We start from the raw sequence: 15,762 nt of genomic DNA, 5'->3' as shown, positions 1-15,762 counted from the left end.
CAATCATTCTCGTTGTCGCGGAAAGTCGGTGACATGACCTTCCGCCCAGCTCCGCGCGTGCTGGCCACCGCCACGGCCACCGTGCTCGCCATGACCGGTGTCACCGCCTGTTCCAACGACGACAGCCAGGCCGGCGCCGACCCGCAGCGGGTCGACGTGGTGGCCGGCTTCTACCCCTTGCAGTTCGTGGCCGAACGGATCGGCGGCGACGCGGTCGCCGTGACCAACCTGGCCCGGCCCGGCGCCGACGCACACGACCTGGAGCTGACCCCGAGTCAGATCGGCCAGATCAGCGAGGCGGAGCTGGTCGTCTTCCTCGACGGCTTCCAGCCCGCCGTCGACGAGGCGGTCGAGCAGACGGCCAAGGACCACGCCTTCGACGTGGCGACCGTGGAGCCCCTCCTGGACGCCGCCGCCGGTGGCCACGACCACGAGCACGGCGACGAGCACGGCGACGAGCACGGCGACGAGCACGACCACGAGGGCGAGGACGAGCACGCCGAGGAAGAGGAACACCCCGAGGAGGAAGAGCACGCCGACGAGCCGGCCGAGGGCGCCAAGGACCCACACGTCTGGCTCGACCCGACCCGGCTGGCCACCATCGGTGACAAGCTCGCCGAACGGCTCGGCACCGTCGACCCGGACCGGGCCGGCGAGTACACCGAGCGGGCCACCACCCTGCGCACCGAACTGGAGACGTTGGACACCGAGTTCACCGAAGGGCTTAAGACCTGCCAGCGCCGGGAGATCGTGGTGAGCCACGCCGCGTTCGGCTACCTGGCGGAGAAGTACGAACTGGAGCAGATCGGCATCACCGGGCTCACCCCGGAGGACGAGCCGTCCCCGCAGCGGCTGGCGGAGGTGACCGAGGAGGCCCGCGAGCACCAGGCCACCACGATCTTCTTCGAGACGCTCGTCAGCCCGAAGGTGGCCGAGACCATCGCCCGTGAGGTCGGCGCTCAAACCGCGGTACTGGACCCGCTCGAGGGTCTGTCGGCCGAGGACGACGGGGACTACCTCTCGGTGATGCGCGCCAACCTGGAAGCCCTGAGGACGGCGTTGAGCTGCTCGTGACACCTGAGGTCATCACCGTCACGCACGGGGTGGTCGGCTACGGCGACCGCCCCGTGCTTCGTGACGTCACGCTGACGGTGACCGCCGGTGAGGTGGTCGCGGTCCTCGGTGCCAACGGCTCCGGCAAGTCCACCCTGATCCGCGCCATTCTCGGGCTGGTCCCGTTGAGCGCCGGAGCGGTGACCCTCTTCGGTCGTCCGGTCCGCCGGTTCCGGCAGTGGCAGCGCGTCGGATACGTACCCCAGCGCCTGGGGGCCGGAGGTGGCGTACCGGCCACCGTCGGCGAGGTGGTCGCCGCCGGCCGGTTGGCCCGCCGGGGAATCCTGCGCCCACCCGGGCGGGTCGACCGGGCGGCCGTCGCCGAGGCCCTCGACGCCGTCGGCCTGGCCGACCGGGCGAAGGACCCGGTCGCCACCCTCTCCGGCGGGCAGCAGCAGCGCACGTTGATCGCGCGGGCCCTTGCCGGACGACCCGAACTGCTGATCCTCGACGAGCCGACAGCCGGCGTGGACGCGGCCAGCCAGGAGGCGTTCGCCGGTGCGCTACGCGACTTCACCAGCGGCGGAGGCACGGTGCTGCTCGTCGCCCACGAACTGGGTCCGCTGCGCTCGGTGATCGGCCGGGCGATCGTCGTCCACCAGGGTTTCGTGGTGCACGACGGCGCCGTGCCGGAGCCGGCCGGCGACCACGCGGCACCGGACCACGACCACGTGCATCCGCACGGTCCCGAGGAGCCCGCCGGGTTGTGGAGCACGCCATGAGCCTCTTCCGGTACGAGTACATGCAGCTCGCGCTGGCCAGCGCACTGATCATCGGCCTGACTGCGCCCGCGCTCGGCATCTACCTCGTGCAGCGGCGGCTGGCGCTGATCGGGGACGGCATCGGGCACGTCGCACTGACCGGCGTCGGTGCCGGCCTGCTCTTCCAGACCTCACCCGTGATCATGGCGGTGGTGGTGGCCACCATCGGGGCCGTCGTCATCGAGCTGATCCGCGAACGCGGTCGCACCTCCGGTGACCTGGCCCTCGCGCTGCTTTTCTACGGCGGCATCGCCGGCGGGGTGGTCCTTGTCGGTCTCTCCGACAGCACCAGCTCCAACCTCAACGCATACCTGTTCGGCGCGTTGAGCACGGCATCCCGTACCGACGTCGCAACCATCGCGGTCCTCGGCACCGCCATCCTGATCGCGATGATCGGACTGCGGCCGGCGCTCTTCGCCGTCTGCCACGACGAGGAGTACGCCCGGGTGTCCGGTCTGCCGGTGCGCACGCTCAACCTGCTGCTCGCGGTCACCACGGCGATCACCGTGACGATCGCCATGCGCGCGGTCGGCGTACTGCTGATCAGCGCACTGATGGTCGTCCCGGTGGCCACCGCGCAGCAGGTCACCCGAGGATTCCGCAGCACCATGGCGGCGGCGATGGCGCTGGGCCTGTTCGCCGGTGGGGCCGGCATCTGGATGGCGGCACTGGCCGACACCGCGCCCGGCGCCTCGGTGGTGGTGCTCGCCATCGCCTCGTTCGTTGCGGTGACCCTGCTGGCCGGTGCGTGGCGTCGGTTCCGGCGGTCCCGTCCTCAGCCCGCGCCGCCTCCGGAGCCCCACGAGGTGGTCCTCGGCGGGTCCTGATCACGGATAGTGTGCCGCTATTGGTTACCGTTGCAGGGTGACCAGCGGATCCGGCTACGACGCGTACGAGGGTGCCAGCGAGTTGCTGCGCGCCCTCTCGGCACCGATCCGACTGGCCATCGTCAGCGAACTGGCCAGTGGCGAACGCTGCGTACACGAGCTGGTGGACAAGCTCGGGGTAGCTCAGCCGTTGGTCTCCCAGCACCTGAGGGTGCTCCGTGGAGCGGGCGTGGTTCGGGGTTCCCGGCGGGGGCGGGAGATCGCGTACACCCTGGTCGACGAGCACGTCGCGCACATCGTGGCCGACGCGGTCAGCCACGCCGGGGAGGGAACATGAGCGGAAGAACCATGAGCCACAGTCGTACGGCGGTTCGCAGCACCCGTCAACGGTCGGCGGTGAGCGCGCTGCTCGCCGAGACGGAAGGCTTCCACAGCGCCCAGGAACTGCACGCGATGCTGCGTGATCGTGGCGAACGGGTCGGGTTGACCACGGTCTACCGGACGTTGCAGGGGCTGGCCGACGCGGGTGAGATCGACGTGATGCGCCCACCGGGCGGCGAGTACCTGTACCGCCAGTGCAGTGAGGGGCACCACCATCACCTGGTCTGCCGGGCCTGTGGTCGTACGGTCGAGGTCGCCGGCCCGACGGTGGAGACCTGGGCCGACCGGGTCGCCGCACAGCACGGCTTCACCGACGTCAGCCACACCCTGGAAATCTTCGGCACCTGCCCCACCTGCGCCCGCTGACAGGTGCCGGACGCCGGCTGTTCGTGGCAGGCTGTCCGGCGTGAAGATCTACGCTGATCGTTTCCCGAACGCGCTACGACAGCTGCTCACCGACCTGCTCGTCATCGGCTGGGTGTACGCGACGATCCGGGGTGCGCTGTGGCTGCACGACCTGGTGCAGCAACTGGCCGTACCCGGGCAGAAGCTGGAGGGGGCAGGTGGCGGGCTGGCCGACAACCTGGCCGAGGCCGGCGGCAAGGTCGGCCGGGTGCCATTGGTCGGCGACGAGCTGACCGCCCCCTTCGAGCGGGCGGCCGGTGCCGCCCGGTCACTTGCCGAGGCCGGCCGCGACCAGCAGGAGCTCGTCGACCAGTTGGCGTTGGCGCTTGCCATCGGGCTGCTGATCGTTCCGCTCGGCCTCGTGGTCTTCGGCTGGCTACCGCTGCGGCTGCGATGGATGCGCCGGGCCGGCTCGGCGGTACTGCTGGCCACCGCGCCCGCCGGCCGGGACCTGCTGGCCCTGCGCGCCCTGGCCGGTCAGCCGTTGGGCAAGCTCACCCGGATCGGCCCCGACGTCACCGAAGCGTGGCGCCGAGGCGACGACACCACGGTCAACGCCCTGGCCGCCCTCGAACTCCGCCGCCTCGGCCTCCACGACCCCCACCGCCCCTAGCGGCTGGGGCTGTCCGCGCTGGGTCTCACCCGACCCCTCGACGAGCTGATCCGCCTCCCGCTCGGCCAGCTGGCCCGCCGCATCCGAGCTGGCCTCCCGGTGCGTGTCCAGCGGCGGGTTCAGCTCCGGTCAAGTCCACTCGGGTCTTCCTCGTCGTCGATGTCGTCCTCACCCCAGTTGCGGCGAGCGAAGGGCAGGAACACCCAGAAGGTCAGGAACCACAGGCCGGCCACGCCGCTGAGCAGGAAGGCCACCGGCCGGGCGAGCACGAAATCGGTGATCAGCAGCACCGAACTCACCATCGCGACGAGCATGAAGCCAAGACCGCCGCTGGCCATCCGATGGGCGAAGCGCACCATCTCCGGCTTGCGTCCCTGCCGGAACAGCGCCCGGTGGAAGGCCACCGGAGAAATGATCATTGCGGTCGCACCGGCCGCAGCCAGCAGCGCCACGATGTAGACGTCCCGCTGGAACTGGGTGGTGTCCCCGAAGCCGGCGCTGAACGGCAGGGTCAGCAGGAAGGCGAACAGGATCTGCACGCCGGTCTGCGCGACCCGCAGTTCCTGTAGCAGGTCGGCGAAGTTGCGCTGCCACCGCTGCTTCTCGGTTTCCTTCGACACCGCGGACCTCCGGGGCTCCGCCGGTCCTTGACGCCGGCGGAAACGCTGATGCCCCAACGGGTTCGGCCCGAAACCCGCCCGGAATCCACCACGTATCACCTCGGACGTCGATGCGCAGCTCGCTGGACACCGCGCTAGTCGTAGGGCCGTTTGGGGACGGGAACCTCCCGCCAGGACTCGACCTCGATGTAGGGAATCTCCAGATCGTTCACCGGGTCGCGGCCGAGCCGGTCGGTGTAGCGGCCGGTCACCTCCACCCAGCTGTCGTCGGGCAGCCCGGCGGGTACGTCACCGGTCATTCCGAGCTTGACCGGGCGGCCGTCGGCGGCGCAGCAGGACATCACCATCCGGGCCAGGATCGCCTGACCGTCCCCGCCGGTGGCGATGAAGCCGGTGAGCTGCACCCGCCGATCACCGATGGACGCACCCCGGTCGAAAAGCGCCCTGGAGGCGTAGTCCAGGACGCTCACCTGCACCGGGTCGCCCTCGGGTAACGGCGGATAGTCGGACTGCTGCGGAGCGCTCAGGGCGGTGCCGGCCTGGCCCGCGGCGTACGAACCGAGGGCCGGCGGTGCGACCAGCAGCAGGCCGAGCACCGGCAGGATCAGCAGCCATCCGACACGAGGCTCGTGATGGGCGTGCCCGTGCGCGTCGTGCCCGGTGCCGGGACCACCGGCCGGGGCCAACGCGCGGGGGGCCGGCGGGCGCAACTCGTACCAGAGCGTCATCACCGCGGCGGCGACGAGCAGCAGCCCAGCGGCGATCAGGAAGGGGCGCAGTCCCTCCTTGACGTAGCGCAGGTAGAGGTCGGTGACGCTGGCGCGGATCACCGCGCCACCGAGCAGCAGCAGGATCACCGCCTGCGCCTGCCGGTTCACAGCAGCACCGCCCCGGCGCCGGCGGCGACCAGCAGCGCCACCACGAAGGTGGTCGGCGCGAACCGGAGGGCGAAACGGCGACCGAACACGCCTGCCTGCATCGAGATCAGCTTGAGATCGACCATCGGCCCCACCACCAGGAAGACCAGTCGGGACGTGAGTGAGAACTGGGACAGCGAGGCCGCGACGAAGGCGTCGGCCTCGCTGCAGAGCGACAGCAGCACGGCGAGCAACGCCAGCGCCAGGATCGACAGCCACGCGTTGTCGGCGAGGGTCTGCAACCACCGCTCCGGCACCAGCACGTTGATGCTCGCGGCGGCCATCGCGCCGAGCACCAGGAAACCACCGGCGTGCGTCACGTCGTGCCGGACGGCGGCCCAGAAGGCCCGGCCCCGGGAGGTGTCGTCCAACTCCGGCCGACGCGGCATCCGGATCCACTCGGTACGCCCGAGCCGCAGCCAGAGCCAGCCCATGATCATGGCAACGATCAGGCTGGCGACGCCCCGGGCGAGCACCATCTCCGGGTTGTTGGGGAAGGCGACCGCGGTGGCGGTGAGCACGATCGGGTTGACCGCCGGGGCGGCGAGCAGGAAGGCCAGCGCGGCGGCCGGCGTGACACCGCGTCGGATCAGTGAGCCGGCGATCGGCACCGAACCACATTCGCAGCCGGGCAACACCACCCCGGCCGCACTGGCGGCCGGCACCGCCAGTGCCGGGTGTCGGGGTAACGCCTTCGCCCAGAACGACCGCGGCACGAAGACCGCGATCACGGCGGAGAGCAGCACGCCGAAGGCCAGGAACGGCACGGCCTGCACCATGATCGACACGAAGACGGTGGTCCAGGTCTGGATGCGGGGATCGTCGAGGGTCGCGGCGATCGGCTCGCGGAAGATGATCAGGATGATCAGCAGCGCCGCCAGGACCTCCACCGAGCCGATCCGGTCGCCGAGCCAGCGCCGGGGCGGCTCGCCTCCGGCCGCACCCGGAGGGTGGACGCTGTCGTCGACGCCCCCGGCCGCGGCACGGCCTCCTGGTTCACCCGGCACGGCCCGGTCAGTGTCTGTGGTCACCCGTCACCCTTCGGCCGTGGCGGATCGGCGGACTGAGATTACCGTCCGGCACGGATGACGTCGATGGATGTCACATATTTCCGGCCGACGAGGACTTCCCGCCGGGTGAACACCCGGACGGGAACACCCTTCGTGACCTGGGTAGATCACATTGCCGGTGGATCTTATGTGGTGTTAGCGTCGGCGGGACAGACGACACCTCCGACAGGGGAGCGCACAGCGCTGAGAGTGCGGGTCCGCCCGCAGACCCTCCGTACCTGATCTGGGTAATGCCAGCGCAGGGAGTTCGGTCCACCTCCAGCCCGCCACAGTCCGGCACCGCCGGGTGGGGCGTGCGTCTTGCCTGGCTCGCATCCGGACCGGGAGCCGCAACAGTGCAAACCACTCACCGCAACCGCTGGCGCACCATCGACATCGTGGTGGCGTCGGTGATCGCCGTCGCCTTCGGCGTGATCTTCTGGGCCTGGGGCGTGGTGTGGAGCGCCACCGAGGGCGCCTTCAGTTTCTTCCCGCCGGCACAGACCCTGATCTACGGTGTCTGGCTGGTGCCGGCCGTCCTCGGCGGCCTGGTCATCCGTAAGCCAGGTGCCGCGCTGTACTGCGAGCTGCTGGCGGCGATCATTTCGGCCCTGCTGGGTAGCCAGTGGGGCACCATCGTCCTGTTGCAGGGGCTGATGCAGGGCCTCGGTGCCGAGTTGGCCTTCGCCGCCTTCCGGTACCGCTCGTACCGGCTGCCGACCGCCCTGTTGGCCGGCGCGACGACCGGCCTGAGTGCGGCGCTCTTCGACTTCGTCTACTGGAACGCCGGACGCGACATCGCCACCTACCGCCTGCCCTACGCACTGCTCACCATCGTCAGCGCCACCGTCATCGCCGGTGCCGGCGCCCACGCCCTCACCCGCGCCCTCACCCGCACCGGTGTCCTCGACCGCTTCCCCGCCGCCCGCGAACGTCCCCTCGTCTGACCCCGGACCCCCGATCACGTTGATCATGAGGTTAGCGGCAACTTCGATCTCCGCAGCAACCGTCAACCTCATGATCGACAGCGAGAAGGAAAGGAGGGTGAAGGAGTGGGCGCGGGGGTGTGGGTGCGGGGGTTCGGGTGGCGGCACGCCGGAAGGCGTGGCTGGGCGGTGCGCGGGGTCGATCTGCGGGTGGAGCGCGGTGAGCGGGTACTGCTGCTCGGACCGTCCGGAGCGGGCAAGAGCACACTGCTGGCGGCGCTGGCTGGTCTGCTGCCCGAGGACTCCGGGGAGCACGAGGGCACCATCGAGATCGACGGCCGGCCGGTCGGCGAGGGGGTCGGCATCGTCTTCCAGGACCCGCAGTCCCAGCTTGTCATGTCCCGCAGCGGCGACGACGTGGCGTTCGGGCTGGAGAACCGGGGCGTACCGACCGGACAGATCTGGCAGCGGGTGGACGAGGCACTGGACCGGGTCGGCTTCCCGTACCACCGGGACCGGCCCACCGCAGCGCTGTCCGGAGGCGAACAACAACGCCTCGCCCTGGCCGGCGTACTGGCACTGCGTCCCGGCCTGCTACTGCTCGACGAACCCACCGCCAACCTCGACCCGGCCGGCGCGGCCCTGATCCGTGCGGCGCTCGCCCGGGCGGTGGACGCCGACACCACCCTGATCCTGGTCGAACACCGAGTCGCCGACGCTCTGCCCCTGGTCGACCGGGTGGTGGTGCTCGAACCCGGGGGCGGGGTCCGGGCCGACGGTCCACCGGACACGGTCTTCGCCGCGCACGGCGACGCCCTCGCCGCCGAGGGAGTCTGGGTTCCCGGCCGGACGATCCCGCCACGCCGCGCCACCGCCCCGGCCGGCGAAGTGTTGCTCACCGCCGAGCGGCTCGGTCAGCCGCCCCGACTCACCCCCACCGACCTCACCGTACGCGCCGGTGAGGCGCTCGCCGTGCTCGGCCCGAACGGCGCCGGGAAGTCCACCCTGGCATTACTGCTCGGCGGACTTCTCCGGCCCGGCACCGGACGGCTGGTGGCGAGCCCCGAGCTGGCCGGAACAGACTCGGGTACCGCGCCACACCGTTGGCGGGCACCGGCGCTGACCCGCCGGATCGGCTCGGTGTTCCAGAATCCCGAGCACCAGTTCGTCACCGGCACCGTCTTCGACGAACTGGCCCTGGGACCGCGACGGACCGGGGCGGCCGAACCGGCGGTCCGCGACCGGGTCAGCGAACTGTTGAGCCGGCTGAGGCTGGACCGGCTCGCCGCCGCCAACCCGTACACGCTCTCCGGTGGCGAAGCGCGACGGCTGAGCGTGGCGACCGCCCTCGCCACCGCGCCCCGCGTGCTGCTCTGCGACGAACCCACCTTCGGGCAGGACCGACGTACCTGGCGCGAACTGGTGGACCTCCTCGCCGACCTGCGCGACACCGGTAACGGCATGGTCGCCGTCACCCACGACGCCGAATTCGTGGCCGCTCTGGCCGACCGCACGCTGATGCTCGCGCCGCCGGCCACCAGCCCGGAGGCACGATGATCACCTTGGAGCCGATCGCCCGGCCGGGCGCGCCGCTGGCTCGGCGCAATCCGGTGGCCAAGGTGGCGGCGGCGATGCTGTTCGTACTTCCGCTGATGACCACGCTGGACCCGGTCGCACCGGCCATCGCGATCGCCGTGGAACTCGCGGTGCTGCCGTTGTTCGGGGTGCACCCCGGGCTGCTGGCGCGGCGGGCCTGGCCGCTGCTGGCCGCCGCCGGCGGCATCCTGGTCACGCTCGTGCTCTTCGCCGCCGACAGGTCGGGCCGTGTGCTGCTCGACGCGGGCCCGGTCGTAGTGACCACGGGCGTGCTGACCACTGCGCTCGGCCTGATACTACGACTGTTCGCGGTGGCGCTTCCCGGCGTGATCGTCTTCGCCACCACCGACCCGACGGACCTGGCCGACGCGCTGGTACAGAACGCGAAAGCACCCGCCAGGTTCGCCATCGGCGCGTTGGCGGCGTTCCGGCTGGTGCCACTGCTCGGCCAGGAATGGCAGCTGATCACCATGGCCCGTCGGGCGCGCGGAGTCGAGGCAGGGCGACACCCGATCGCCCGCCTGCGGATGTTCGTCTCGACGGCGTACGCGCTGCTGGTCGGTGCGATCCGGCGAGGCACCCGGCTCGCCGTGGCGATGGATGCTCGAGGCTTCGACAGTGGTGTGCCGCGTACCGTCGCTCGGCGGCAGCGGTTCAGCGCAGCCGACTGGCTGCTCATGGTCGCCGCCACGGCGACGGCCGGGGCGACACTGGCGGTCAGCGTGGTGCTCGGCACGTTCCGCCCCCTGATCGGCTGACAGTCGCCGGTACCAGCCGCGACGGCACCGGTGAACGACAGACCCGATCGGCATAGGACATGCTCAAAAACGCATGTTTGCATGTTCGCTGCGTGGGCGACACGTCACGTTCGCCAAGTGCGACCACATTGGCCTGCGACGTCTCCTCGATCGAGCACACTGGAGCACTAGATGGGCCATGGCCACGCGCACCACCACGACCACGACTCCGCCAGCGGCACCGACGTTCCGCCGGCGCTCGACCTGGCTGTCCCCGACGGTGAACTGCCGCCGGCCGACCTCAATCGACGTGGTTTCCTGCGCAGCGCCGGCCTGCTCGGGGCCGGCGCGGCCACCACCGTGCTGGCCGCCGGCACCCCGGCGACGGCCGGTGGGCACGACCACGGCCACCACCACGGGCCCGGCGGTGACCACGGAAAAACCGGCGGTTTCCACTGGCTGGCCGGTGATCACCACATCCACACCCAGTACAGCTCCGACGCCATGTATCGGGTGATCGACCAGGCCCGGCACGCGCGGGCGTACGGTCTGGACTGGATGGTCGTCACCGACCACGGCAGCACCACCCACGCGAAGATCGGCGTGGAGAAGGTGAATCCGGACATCGTGGACGCCCGTTCCCGGCTCAGGGACCTGCTGATCTACCAGGGCCTGGAGTGGAACATCCCGGCGGCCGAGCACGCCACCGTCTTCGTGCATCCGGGGCGCCACGAAGTTGCCGTGTTGAAGGAGTTCGAGAACTCCTTCGACGGCACGGTCCTCGGGGCCGGTGACAGCACCCCGACCAACGAGGCGCTGGCCATCTCCGGAATCAAGTTCCTGGGTGAGGCGGTCCGCAAGCGCCGCGTCGAGGGGGCGCTCTTCCTGGCCAACCACCCGGCCCGGAGGGGCATCGACTCACCGCACGAAATCCGGGCCTGGCGCGACGCCGACCCCAGCGTCGCCGTCGGGATGGAGGGCGCACCGGGCCACCAGGCCGCCGGCCTCCCCCGGGACACCGGTGGCCGGGCACGCGGCTACTACGACAACAACCCGTCGGCCAACTCGTTCCCCGGCTACCCGCTGGAGAGCTACCGCACCTGGGGCGGGTTCGACTGGATGACCTCGACCGTCGGCGGGCTCTGGGACAGTCTGCTCGCCGAGGGGCGGGCCTGGTGGATCAGCGCCAACTCCGACTCGCACGTGAACTACCTCGACACCTCCCAGCGGGGCCCGGGAAGCGACTTCGCCCTCAACGGCAAGTACAACGACCCGGTACACGGCCCGGTACTCACCGACGTCGGCGACTACTGGCCGGGACAGTACAGCCGTACGCACGTCGGGGCGAGCAGTTTCAGCTACCGAGCCGTCATGGACGGCCTGCGCGCCGGCAGGGTCTGGGTGGACCACGGCGGTCTGATCAAGGGCCTCGACGTTCGCGCCCGCGTCGCGGGTGACCGTCGAAGCAACTCCGGCACTCCGCTCGGCGGGGTGCTGCGGGTCAAGCGCGGCACCTCCGTCGAAGTGACCGTCGACGTGGACCTGGCAGACATCCCGAACTGGTCGCAGTTCGTGCCGGTACTCGCCCGCGTCGACGTGATCGCCGGACTGGTGACCGGTCCGGTCGCCGACAAGGACACCTTCACCGCGCCGAAGACGAAGGTGGTCAAGTCCTTCGAGGTGACCAAGCGGACCGGCCGGGTCTCGTTCAGCTACTCCTTCGGCCGGGTGGACCAGCCGTTCTACCTGCGGATCCGAGGCACCGACGGCAGGCGCAGCCAGCCCGGTCTGATGGGCGCGACGGTCGACCCGTTCGGTCCGGCGTTGGACGTCGTCGGTGCCGCCAACCCGTGGGAGGACCTGTGGTTCTACGCGAACCCCATCTGGATCGAGCCCAGGTGATCGTCGGCCTCAGCCTGGGGCACCGCACCCTGCGGGCGGCCGACCACTGGCTCGTCGAGCAGGTACCGGGGTTGGGGTCTGATCTGATCGCCTGCACCCACCTGGTCACCGACCCCTACCCCCATGTGGCGCTCAGTCTGGCCGGCACGGCAGCGGAACCGCTCGCGGAACTGGCGGTCACACCACCCGAACTGCGGGCGGCAGCCGCTCGGGCAGCCGGCGAGCACGCCGCCCGGCGCTCCGGGCGTGCGGTGCACTTTCCGGGTGCGGACCACATGATCGGGATCCTCACCGTCGGCGAACTGCTCGCCGCCGGGGCGATCGAACGGGTGGTCGCGCTGGGCGGAGCATCGGTGACCCCGGACACGCCCGTGCACACCAGGGACTTCGTCCGGCCACAGTGGCAGGCGGGCGAGCTGGTCCTGGTCACCATGCCGCACCATGCGGGCGGCCTGGCTCCGTTCGAGGTGCCCGACCCGACCCCCTGTTGTGCCGACCACTGAACGCTGGTGAACCTCCGACCATGACACGCCCGGCACCGGCACGTCGTGGCAGGGCAGCGGGCCGGGCGCGCGTACCGACGCACGCCCGGCCCTTGCGGCCCCTCAGCTACGGCGGAAAGCGTGACGACGGACCTGGCTGGTCCGCTGGCCGCGGCCGACGCCGGAGCTGCCGGTGGCCGGCGGTCCCGCCTTCGGCGCTGCTGGTCGTGCCGTCGGCAGGGTGGGCGACGGTGCGACCGCGACGTCGTCCAGGTTCGCCGGTGTGACGGCGGCGATTTCGGCCGAGTGACGGTCGGGGCGGGGCTTGCGGGAACTGCGCTTGGCTGGCATCTGTGCCTCCTCGTTGGGCCGACGACCGGCGGAGGTCGATCGACCGCGTCGTGCGGACCGCCACCAGGGGCGGCACGGGACGGTGGGACTGCTGCCCGGGACCAACCACGGAGGACGCCGACACCGACGGCGGGTGGCCACACGCGGACGCCCGGGAGCACACGGGCCGCGGCAGGACAGCGGCGGACCCGGCTCGGAACTGGGGCGTCAGTAGCGCATACCCGCACGCTACCGGCTGGGCCGAGGCCGCCGCACCCGAATTAGGAACGATCAACGGAGCGGACGGTCGCCTATCGCGCGACGACCGTGGTGCGCTGCGCGACCACCTGATGACCAGCGGTGGGGGGACGGCGCACGGCGACCGGGTGCCGCGATACCGTCGCAGCACTACAGGCAGACGGCGGAAGGTGGCGACGAGGATGGCGGATCGGGCTACGGCGCAGATCGGTGTGACGGGGCTGGCGGTGATGGGCCGCAACCTGGCCCGCAACCTGGCCCGCAACGGGTTCACCGTGGCGGTGCACAACCGCTCGCCGGAGCGGACCCGGTCGCTGGTGGCGGAACACGGCGACGAGGGGACCTTCGTCCCGACGGAGTCCCTGGCGGACTTCGTCGCCGCGCTGGAGCGCCCACGCGCGGTGATCATCATGGTGAAGGCAGGTGGTCCCACCGACGCGGTGATCGACGAGTTGGTGCCGCTGCTGGAGGCGGGCGACATCATCATCGACTGCGGCAACGCGCACTTCGCCGACACCCGCCGTCGTGAGGAGGCGCTACGGGCGCAGGGCCTGCACTTCGTCGGTACCGGTGTCTCCGGTGGCGAGGAGGGTGCCCTGTGGGGGCCGAGCATCATGCCGGGCGGCTCGGCCGAGTCGTACCGCAAGCTCGGGCCGATCTTCGAGAAGATCGCCGCGCAGGTCGAGGGCGTACCCTGCTGCCAGCACGTCGGACCGGACGGTGCCGGGCACTTCGTCAAGATGGTCCACAACGGCATCGAGTACGCCGACATGCAGCTCATCGCCGAGGCGTACGACCTGCTGCGGGCCGGGCTGGGCGCGGAACCGGCGGAGATCGCGCAGATCTTCCGCGAGTGGAACTCCGGCGAACTGGAGTCGTTCCTGATCGAGATCACTGCCGACGTGCTAGCGCACACCGACGCCGCCACCGGGCAGGCATTCGTGGACGTGGTGCAGGATCGGGCCGAGCAGAAGGGTACCGGCCGGTGGACCGTCCAGATCGCCCTCGACCTGGGCATCCCGATCACCGGTATCGCCGAGGCCACCTTCGCCCGGTCACTGTCGGGCCACGTCGGCCAGCGCGAGGCCGCGTTGCGGGCCTTCCCGGAGGGCGGCGAGAAATGGCAGGTCAGTGACCGCGATGCGTTCATCGAGGACGTCCGGCAGGCGCTACTTGCCTCGAAGATCGTCGCCTACGCGCAGGGCTTCGACCAGATCCGCGCCGGCAGCGCCGAGTACGACTGGGGCGTCGACCTGGGCGGCACGGCGACGATCTGGCGCGGTGGCTGCATCATCCGGGCCCGGTTCCTGGACCGCATCAGGCAGGCGTACGACGAGCAGCCGGAACTACCCACCCTGCTCGTGGCACCGTGGTTCGCCGACACGGTGCGCGACGGGGTGCCGAGTTGGCGACGGGTGGTGGCCGAGGCGGCCCGGGCGGGCGTACCGGCCCCGGCGTTCGCCTCGTCGCTGGCGTACTTCGACGCGTTGCGGGCGGACCGGCTACCGGCAGCGCTGATCCAGGGTCTACGGGACAACTTCGGCGCGCACACCTACCGCCGGGTCGACCGGGACGGTTCGTTCCACACCCTCTGGGCCACTCCCGACCGCAGTGAGGTCGAGGCCTGAGCCAGGTTCCCGCCCGGTCGGACGCGCCATGACCGCGCACCGCACGACAACGGCATCTCGCGGTATCCGAAAGTGCGGATACCGCGAGATGCCGTGACGCTGGCGGCTGTGACCGTCAGAAGAAGCGGCGGCGCTTGGCCTGCTGCGGGCGGATCAGATCGGCACCCTTGTCGAGCAGTCGGGTGGCCCGGTTGGGTCCACGTCGGGCCTGCAGGGTGCCACTCAACTTCCGGGCCCCGGCGGCGGCGACCGGTACCGCGATGGCCATCACCGCCCACTGCCCGATGCGCTTGCGGATCATATGGGTTCACCTCCGTCAGTGGCTGCTGCCAGCGGTCATACCCAGCGTTGCTGCCCGCTATGCGCACAGGTGGTCGACACCACCACCGCTCGGGCGGCCCGACCGCCGCCCTCAGGTCCCCGGGGCAACAGGGTTGGGCAACGCGCCACCGAAGCGACGGTCGCGCTTGGCGTACAGCTCACAGGCGTACCACAGGTGACGGCGGTCGAAATCTGGCCAGAGCGTGTCCAGGAAGACCAGCTCGGCGTACGCACTCTGCCAGAGCATGAAGTTCGAGGTCCGCTGCTCGCCGGAGGGCCGCAGGAACAGGTCCACCTCAGGCACCTCGGGATGGTAGAGGTACCGCCCGACCGTCTTCTCGGTGACCTTGGCCGGATCGAGTCGGCCGGCGGCAGCCTCCCGGGCGATCGCGGCGGCGGCGTCGGCGATCTCGGCATGCCCGCCGTAGTTCACACAGAACTGCAGGGTCAGCGTCGAGTTGCCGCGTGACATCTCCTCCGCCGTCTGCAACTCGCTGATGACGCTTTTCCACAGCCGTCCGGCGCGACCGGACCACAGCACCCGCACCCCGAGGTCGACCAACTGGTCGCGGCGACGGCGGATGACATCCCGGTTGAAGCCCATCAGGAACCGCACCTCCTCCGGCGAACGCCGCCAGTTCTCCGTGGAGAAGGCGTACGCCGACAGGTACGGGATGCCCAACTCGATGGCACCCTCGATGGTGTCGAAGAGGGAGAACTCCCCCGCCTCGTGGCCCTTCGTGCGGGGCAGTCCGCGCTCCTTGGCCCACCGGCCGTTGCCGTCCATCACCACGGCGACGTGGCGGGGTACCGCCCCCGCTGGCAGCGCCGGCGGTCGGGCTCCCGACGGGTGCGGGGTCGGCGGCATCGGCTCGCGCCGGTCCGCCCTGGACGAT

18 protein-coding genes and 1 riboswitch are annotated in these 15,762 nt (G+C 70.8%); of the genes, 12 read left to right on the top strand and 6 right to left on the bottom strand.

The annotated features are described in order from the left end of the window. Positions 1-33: 33 nt before the first annotated feature. From HCA58_RS11390 to HCA58_RS11365, 6 genes are read left to right on the top strand one after another with little or no spacing between them, the layout of a single operon-like run. Complete coding sequence (locus HCA58_RS11390; protein ID WP_169597758.1) at positions 34-1,074, top strand: metal ABC transporter substrate-binding protein; 1,041 nt, start codon at positions 34-36, stop codon at positions 1,072-1,074. Further along, a complete protein-coding gene (locus HCA58_RS11385; RefSeq protein WP_169597757.1) occupies positions 1,071-1,835 on the top strand; it encodes an ABC transporter ATP-binding protein in 765 nt (254 codons plus the stop codon). Before HCA58_RS11390 ends, HCA58_RS11385 begins: the two co-directional genes overlap by 4 nt. Then, positions 1,832-2,701, top strand: coding sequence for a metal ABC transporter permease (locus HCA58_RS11380; protein ID WP_169597756.1), 870 nt, complete (start codon positions 1,832-1,834; stop codon positions 2,699-2,701). The genes HCA58_RS11385 and HCA58_RS11380 overlap by 4 nt, the downstream gene beginning before the upstream one ends. Before the next feature lie 37 nt (positions 2,702-2,738). After that, positions 2,739-3,038, top strand: coding sequence for a metalloregulator ArsR/SmtB family transcription factor (locus HCA58_RS11375; protein WP_169597755.1), 300 nt, complete (start codon positions 2,739-2,741; stop codon positions 3,036-3,038). Positions 3,039-3,049: 11 nt separating this feature from the next. Then, positions 3,050-3,448 (top strand): Fur family transcriptional regulator, encoded by a 399-nt coding sequence (locus HCA58_RS11370; protein ID WP_169597899.1) that lies wholly within the window; start codon positions 3,050-3,052, stop codon positions 3,446-3,448. Positions 3,449-3,488: 40 nt separating this feature from the next. Continuing rightward, positions 3,489-4,100 (top strand): hypothetical protein, encoded by a 612-nt coding sequence (locus HCA58_RS11365; protein ID WP_169597754.1) that lies wholly within the window; start codon positions 3,489-3,491, stop codon positions 4,098-4,100. A 119-nt stretch (positions 4,101-4,219) separates the two neighbouring features. On the opposite strand, the gene HCA58_RS11360 is transcribed toward HCA58_RS11365, so the two are convergent. The 3 genes from HCA58_RS11360 to HCA58_RS11350 form a co-directional block, all read right to left on the bottom strand. After that, positions 4,220-4,720 (bottom strand): DUF6328 family protein, encoded by a 501-nt coding sequence (locus tag HCA58_RS11360; protein WP_169597753.1) that lies wholly within the window; start codon positions 4,718-4,720, stop codon positions 4,220-4,222. 134 nt (positions 4,721-4,854) lie between these two features. Further along, positions 4,855-5,598: a TIGR03943 family protein gene (locus HCA58_RS11355; protein ID WP_169597752.1), complete on the bottom strand. Its 744-nt coding sequence runs from the start codon at positions 5,596-5,598 to the stop codon at positions 4,855-4,857. Beyond that, a complete protein-coding gene (locus tag HCA58_RS11350) occupies positions 5,595-6,536 on the bottom strand; it encodes a permease (protein WP_346775970.1) in 942 nt (313 codons plus the stop codon). Before HCA58_RS11350 ends, HCA58_RS11355 begins: the two co-directional genes overlap by 4 nt. A 328-nt stretch (positions 6,537-6,864) precedes the next feature. After that, positions 6,865-6,970: riboswitch (TPP riboswitch) on the top strand. A 72-nt stretch (positions 6,971-7,042) separates the two neighbouring features. Between HCA58_RS11350 and HCA58_RS11345 the strand changes: the two genes are divergently transcribed. The 5 genes from HCA58_RS11345 to HCA58_RS11325 all read left to right on the top strand — a co-directional run bounded on the left by HCA58_RS11345 (position 7,043) and on the right by HCA58_RS11325 (position 12,350). Continuing rightward, positions 7,043-7,633 (top strand): ECF transporter S component, encoded by a 591-nt coding sequence (locus HCA58_RS11345; RefSeq protein WP_346775960.1) that lies wholly within the window; start codon positions 7,043-7,045, stop codon positions 7,631-7,633. A 105-nt stretch (positions 7,634-7,738) separates the two neighbouring features. Next, positions 7,739-9,169, top strand: a complete 1,431-nt coding sequence (locus HCA58_RS11340; RefSeq protein ID WP_169597750.1) for an ABC transporter ATP-binding protein — start codon at positions 7,739-7,741, stop codon at positions 9,167-9,169. Then, the gene (locus HCA58_RS11335; protein WP_169597749.1) at positions 9,166-9,966 is read left to right on the top strand and encodes an energy-coupling factor transporter transmembrane component T; all 801 of its coding nucleotides are present in this window, start codon (positions 9,166-9,168) and stop codon (positions 9,964-9,966) included. The genes HCA58_RS11340 and HCA58_RS11335 overlap by 4 nt, the downstream gene beginning before the upstream one ends. A 171-nt stretch (positions 9,967-10,137) precedes the next feature. Further along, the gene (locus HCA58_RS11330; protein ID WP_169597748.1) at positions 10,138-11,847 is read left to right on the top strand and encodes a PHP domain-containing protein; all 1,710 of its coding nucleotides are present in this window, start codon (positions 10,138-10,140) and stop codon (positions 11,845-11,847) included. Beyond that, positions 11,844-12,350 (top strand): hypothetical protein, encoded by a 507-nt coding sequence (locus HCA58_RS11325; RefSeq protein ID WP_346775959.1) that lies wholly within the window; start codon positions 11,844-11,846, stop codon positions 12,348-12,350. Before HCA58_RS11330 ends, HCA58_RS11325 begins: the two co-directional genes overlap by 4 nt. Positions 12,351-12,452: 102 nt before the next feature. Here HCA58_RS11325 and HCA58_RS11320 read toward each other — a convergent pair whose 3' ends face one another. Continuing rightward, positions 12,453-12,680 (bottom strand): hypothetical protein, encoded by a 228-nt coding sequence (locus HCA58_RS11320; protein ID WP_169597746.1) that lies wholly within the window; start codon positions 12,678-12,680, stop codon positions 12,453-12,455. A gap of 419 nt (positions 12,681-13,099) precedes the next feature. Here HCA58_RS11320 and gndA point away from each other — a divergent pair, with 419 nt between their 5' ends. Continuing rightward, a complete protein-coding gene (gene gndA / locus HCA58_RS11315; protein ID WP_169597745.1) occupies positions 13,100-14,545 on the top strand; it encodes an NADP-dependent phosphogluconate dehydrogenase in 1,446 nt (481 codons plus the stop codon). Between the two features lie 115 nt (positions 14,546-14,660). Here the strand turns inward: gndA and HCA58_RS11310 are convergent, their stop codons facing one another. Both HCA58_RS11310 and HCA58_RS11305 read right to left on the bottom strand, forming a co-directional pair. After that, entirely contained in the window at positions 14,661-14,846 is a 186-nt protein-coding gene (locus tag HCA58_RS11310) for a hypothetical protein (protein WP_169597744.1), read from the bottom strand. A gap of 111 nt (positions 14,847-14,957) precedes the next feature. Then, on the bottom strand, positions 14,958-15,734 hold the full coding sequence (locus HCA58_RS11305) for an isoprenyl transferase (protein ID WP_205808386.1): 777 nt from the start codon (positions 15,732-15,734) through the stop codon (positions 14,958-14,960). Positions 15,735-15,762: the final 28 nt, after the last annotated feature.

The sequence above is a fragment of the Micromonospora sp. HNM0581 genome (genome assembly GCF_012726175.1).
Classification (GTDB): Bacteria; Actinomycetota; Actinomycetes; order Mycobacteriales; family Micromonosporaceae; genus Micromonospora.
Note: the sequence above shows the minus strand (reverse complement) of the source record. Positions and strands in the feature narration are given on the sequence as shown.

Bases quoted from the DNA above. Each gene is read 5' to 3' on its own strand.
- HCA58_RS11390 (WP_169597758.1), top strand. From the start codon at position 34: ATGACCTTCCGCCCAGCTCCGCGCGTGCTGGCCACCGCCACGGCCACC.
- HCA58_RS11380 (WP_169597756.1), top strand. From the start codon at position 1,832: ATGAGCCTCTTCCGGTACGAGTACATGCAGCTCGCGCTGGCCAGCGCA.
- HCA58_RS11370 (WP_169597899.1), top strand. From the start codon at position 3,050: ATGAGCCACAGTCGTACGGCGGTTCGCAGCACCCGTCAACGGTCGGCG.
- HCA58_RS11335 (WP_169597749.1), top strand. From the start codon at position 9,166: ATGATCACCTTGGAGCCGATCGCCCGGCCGGGCGCGCCGCTGGCTCGG.
- HCA58_RS11330 (WP_169597748.1), top strand. From the start codon at position 10,138: ATGGGCCATGGCCACGCGCACCACCACGACCACGACTCCGCCAGCGGC.
- HCA58_RS11320 (WP_169597746.1), bottom strand. From the start codon at position 12,680: ATGCCAGCCAAGCGCAGTTCCCGCAAGCCCCGCCCCGACCGTCACTCG.
- gndA (WP_169597745.1), top strand. From the start codon at position 13,100: ATGGCGGATCGGGCTACGGCGCAGATCGGTGTGACGGGGCTGGCGGTG.
- HCA58_RS11310 (WP_169597744.1), bottom strand. From the start codon at position 14,846: ATGATCCGCAAGCGCATCGGGCAGTGGGCGGTGATGGCCATCGCGGTA.
- HCA58_RS11305 (WP_205808386.1), bottom strand. From the start codon at position 15,734: ATGCCGCCGACCCCGCACCCGTCGGGAGCCCGACCGCCGGCGCTGCCA.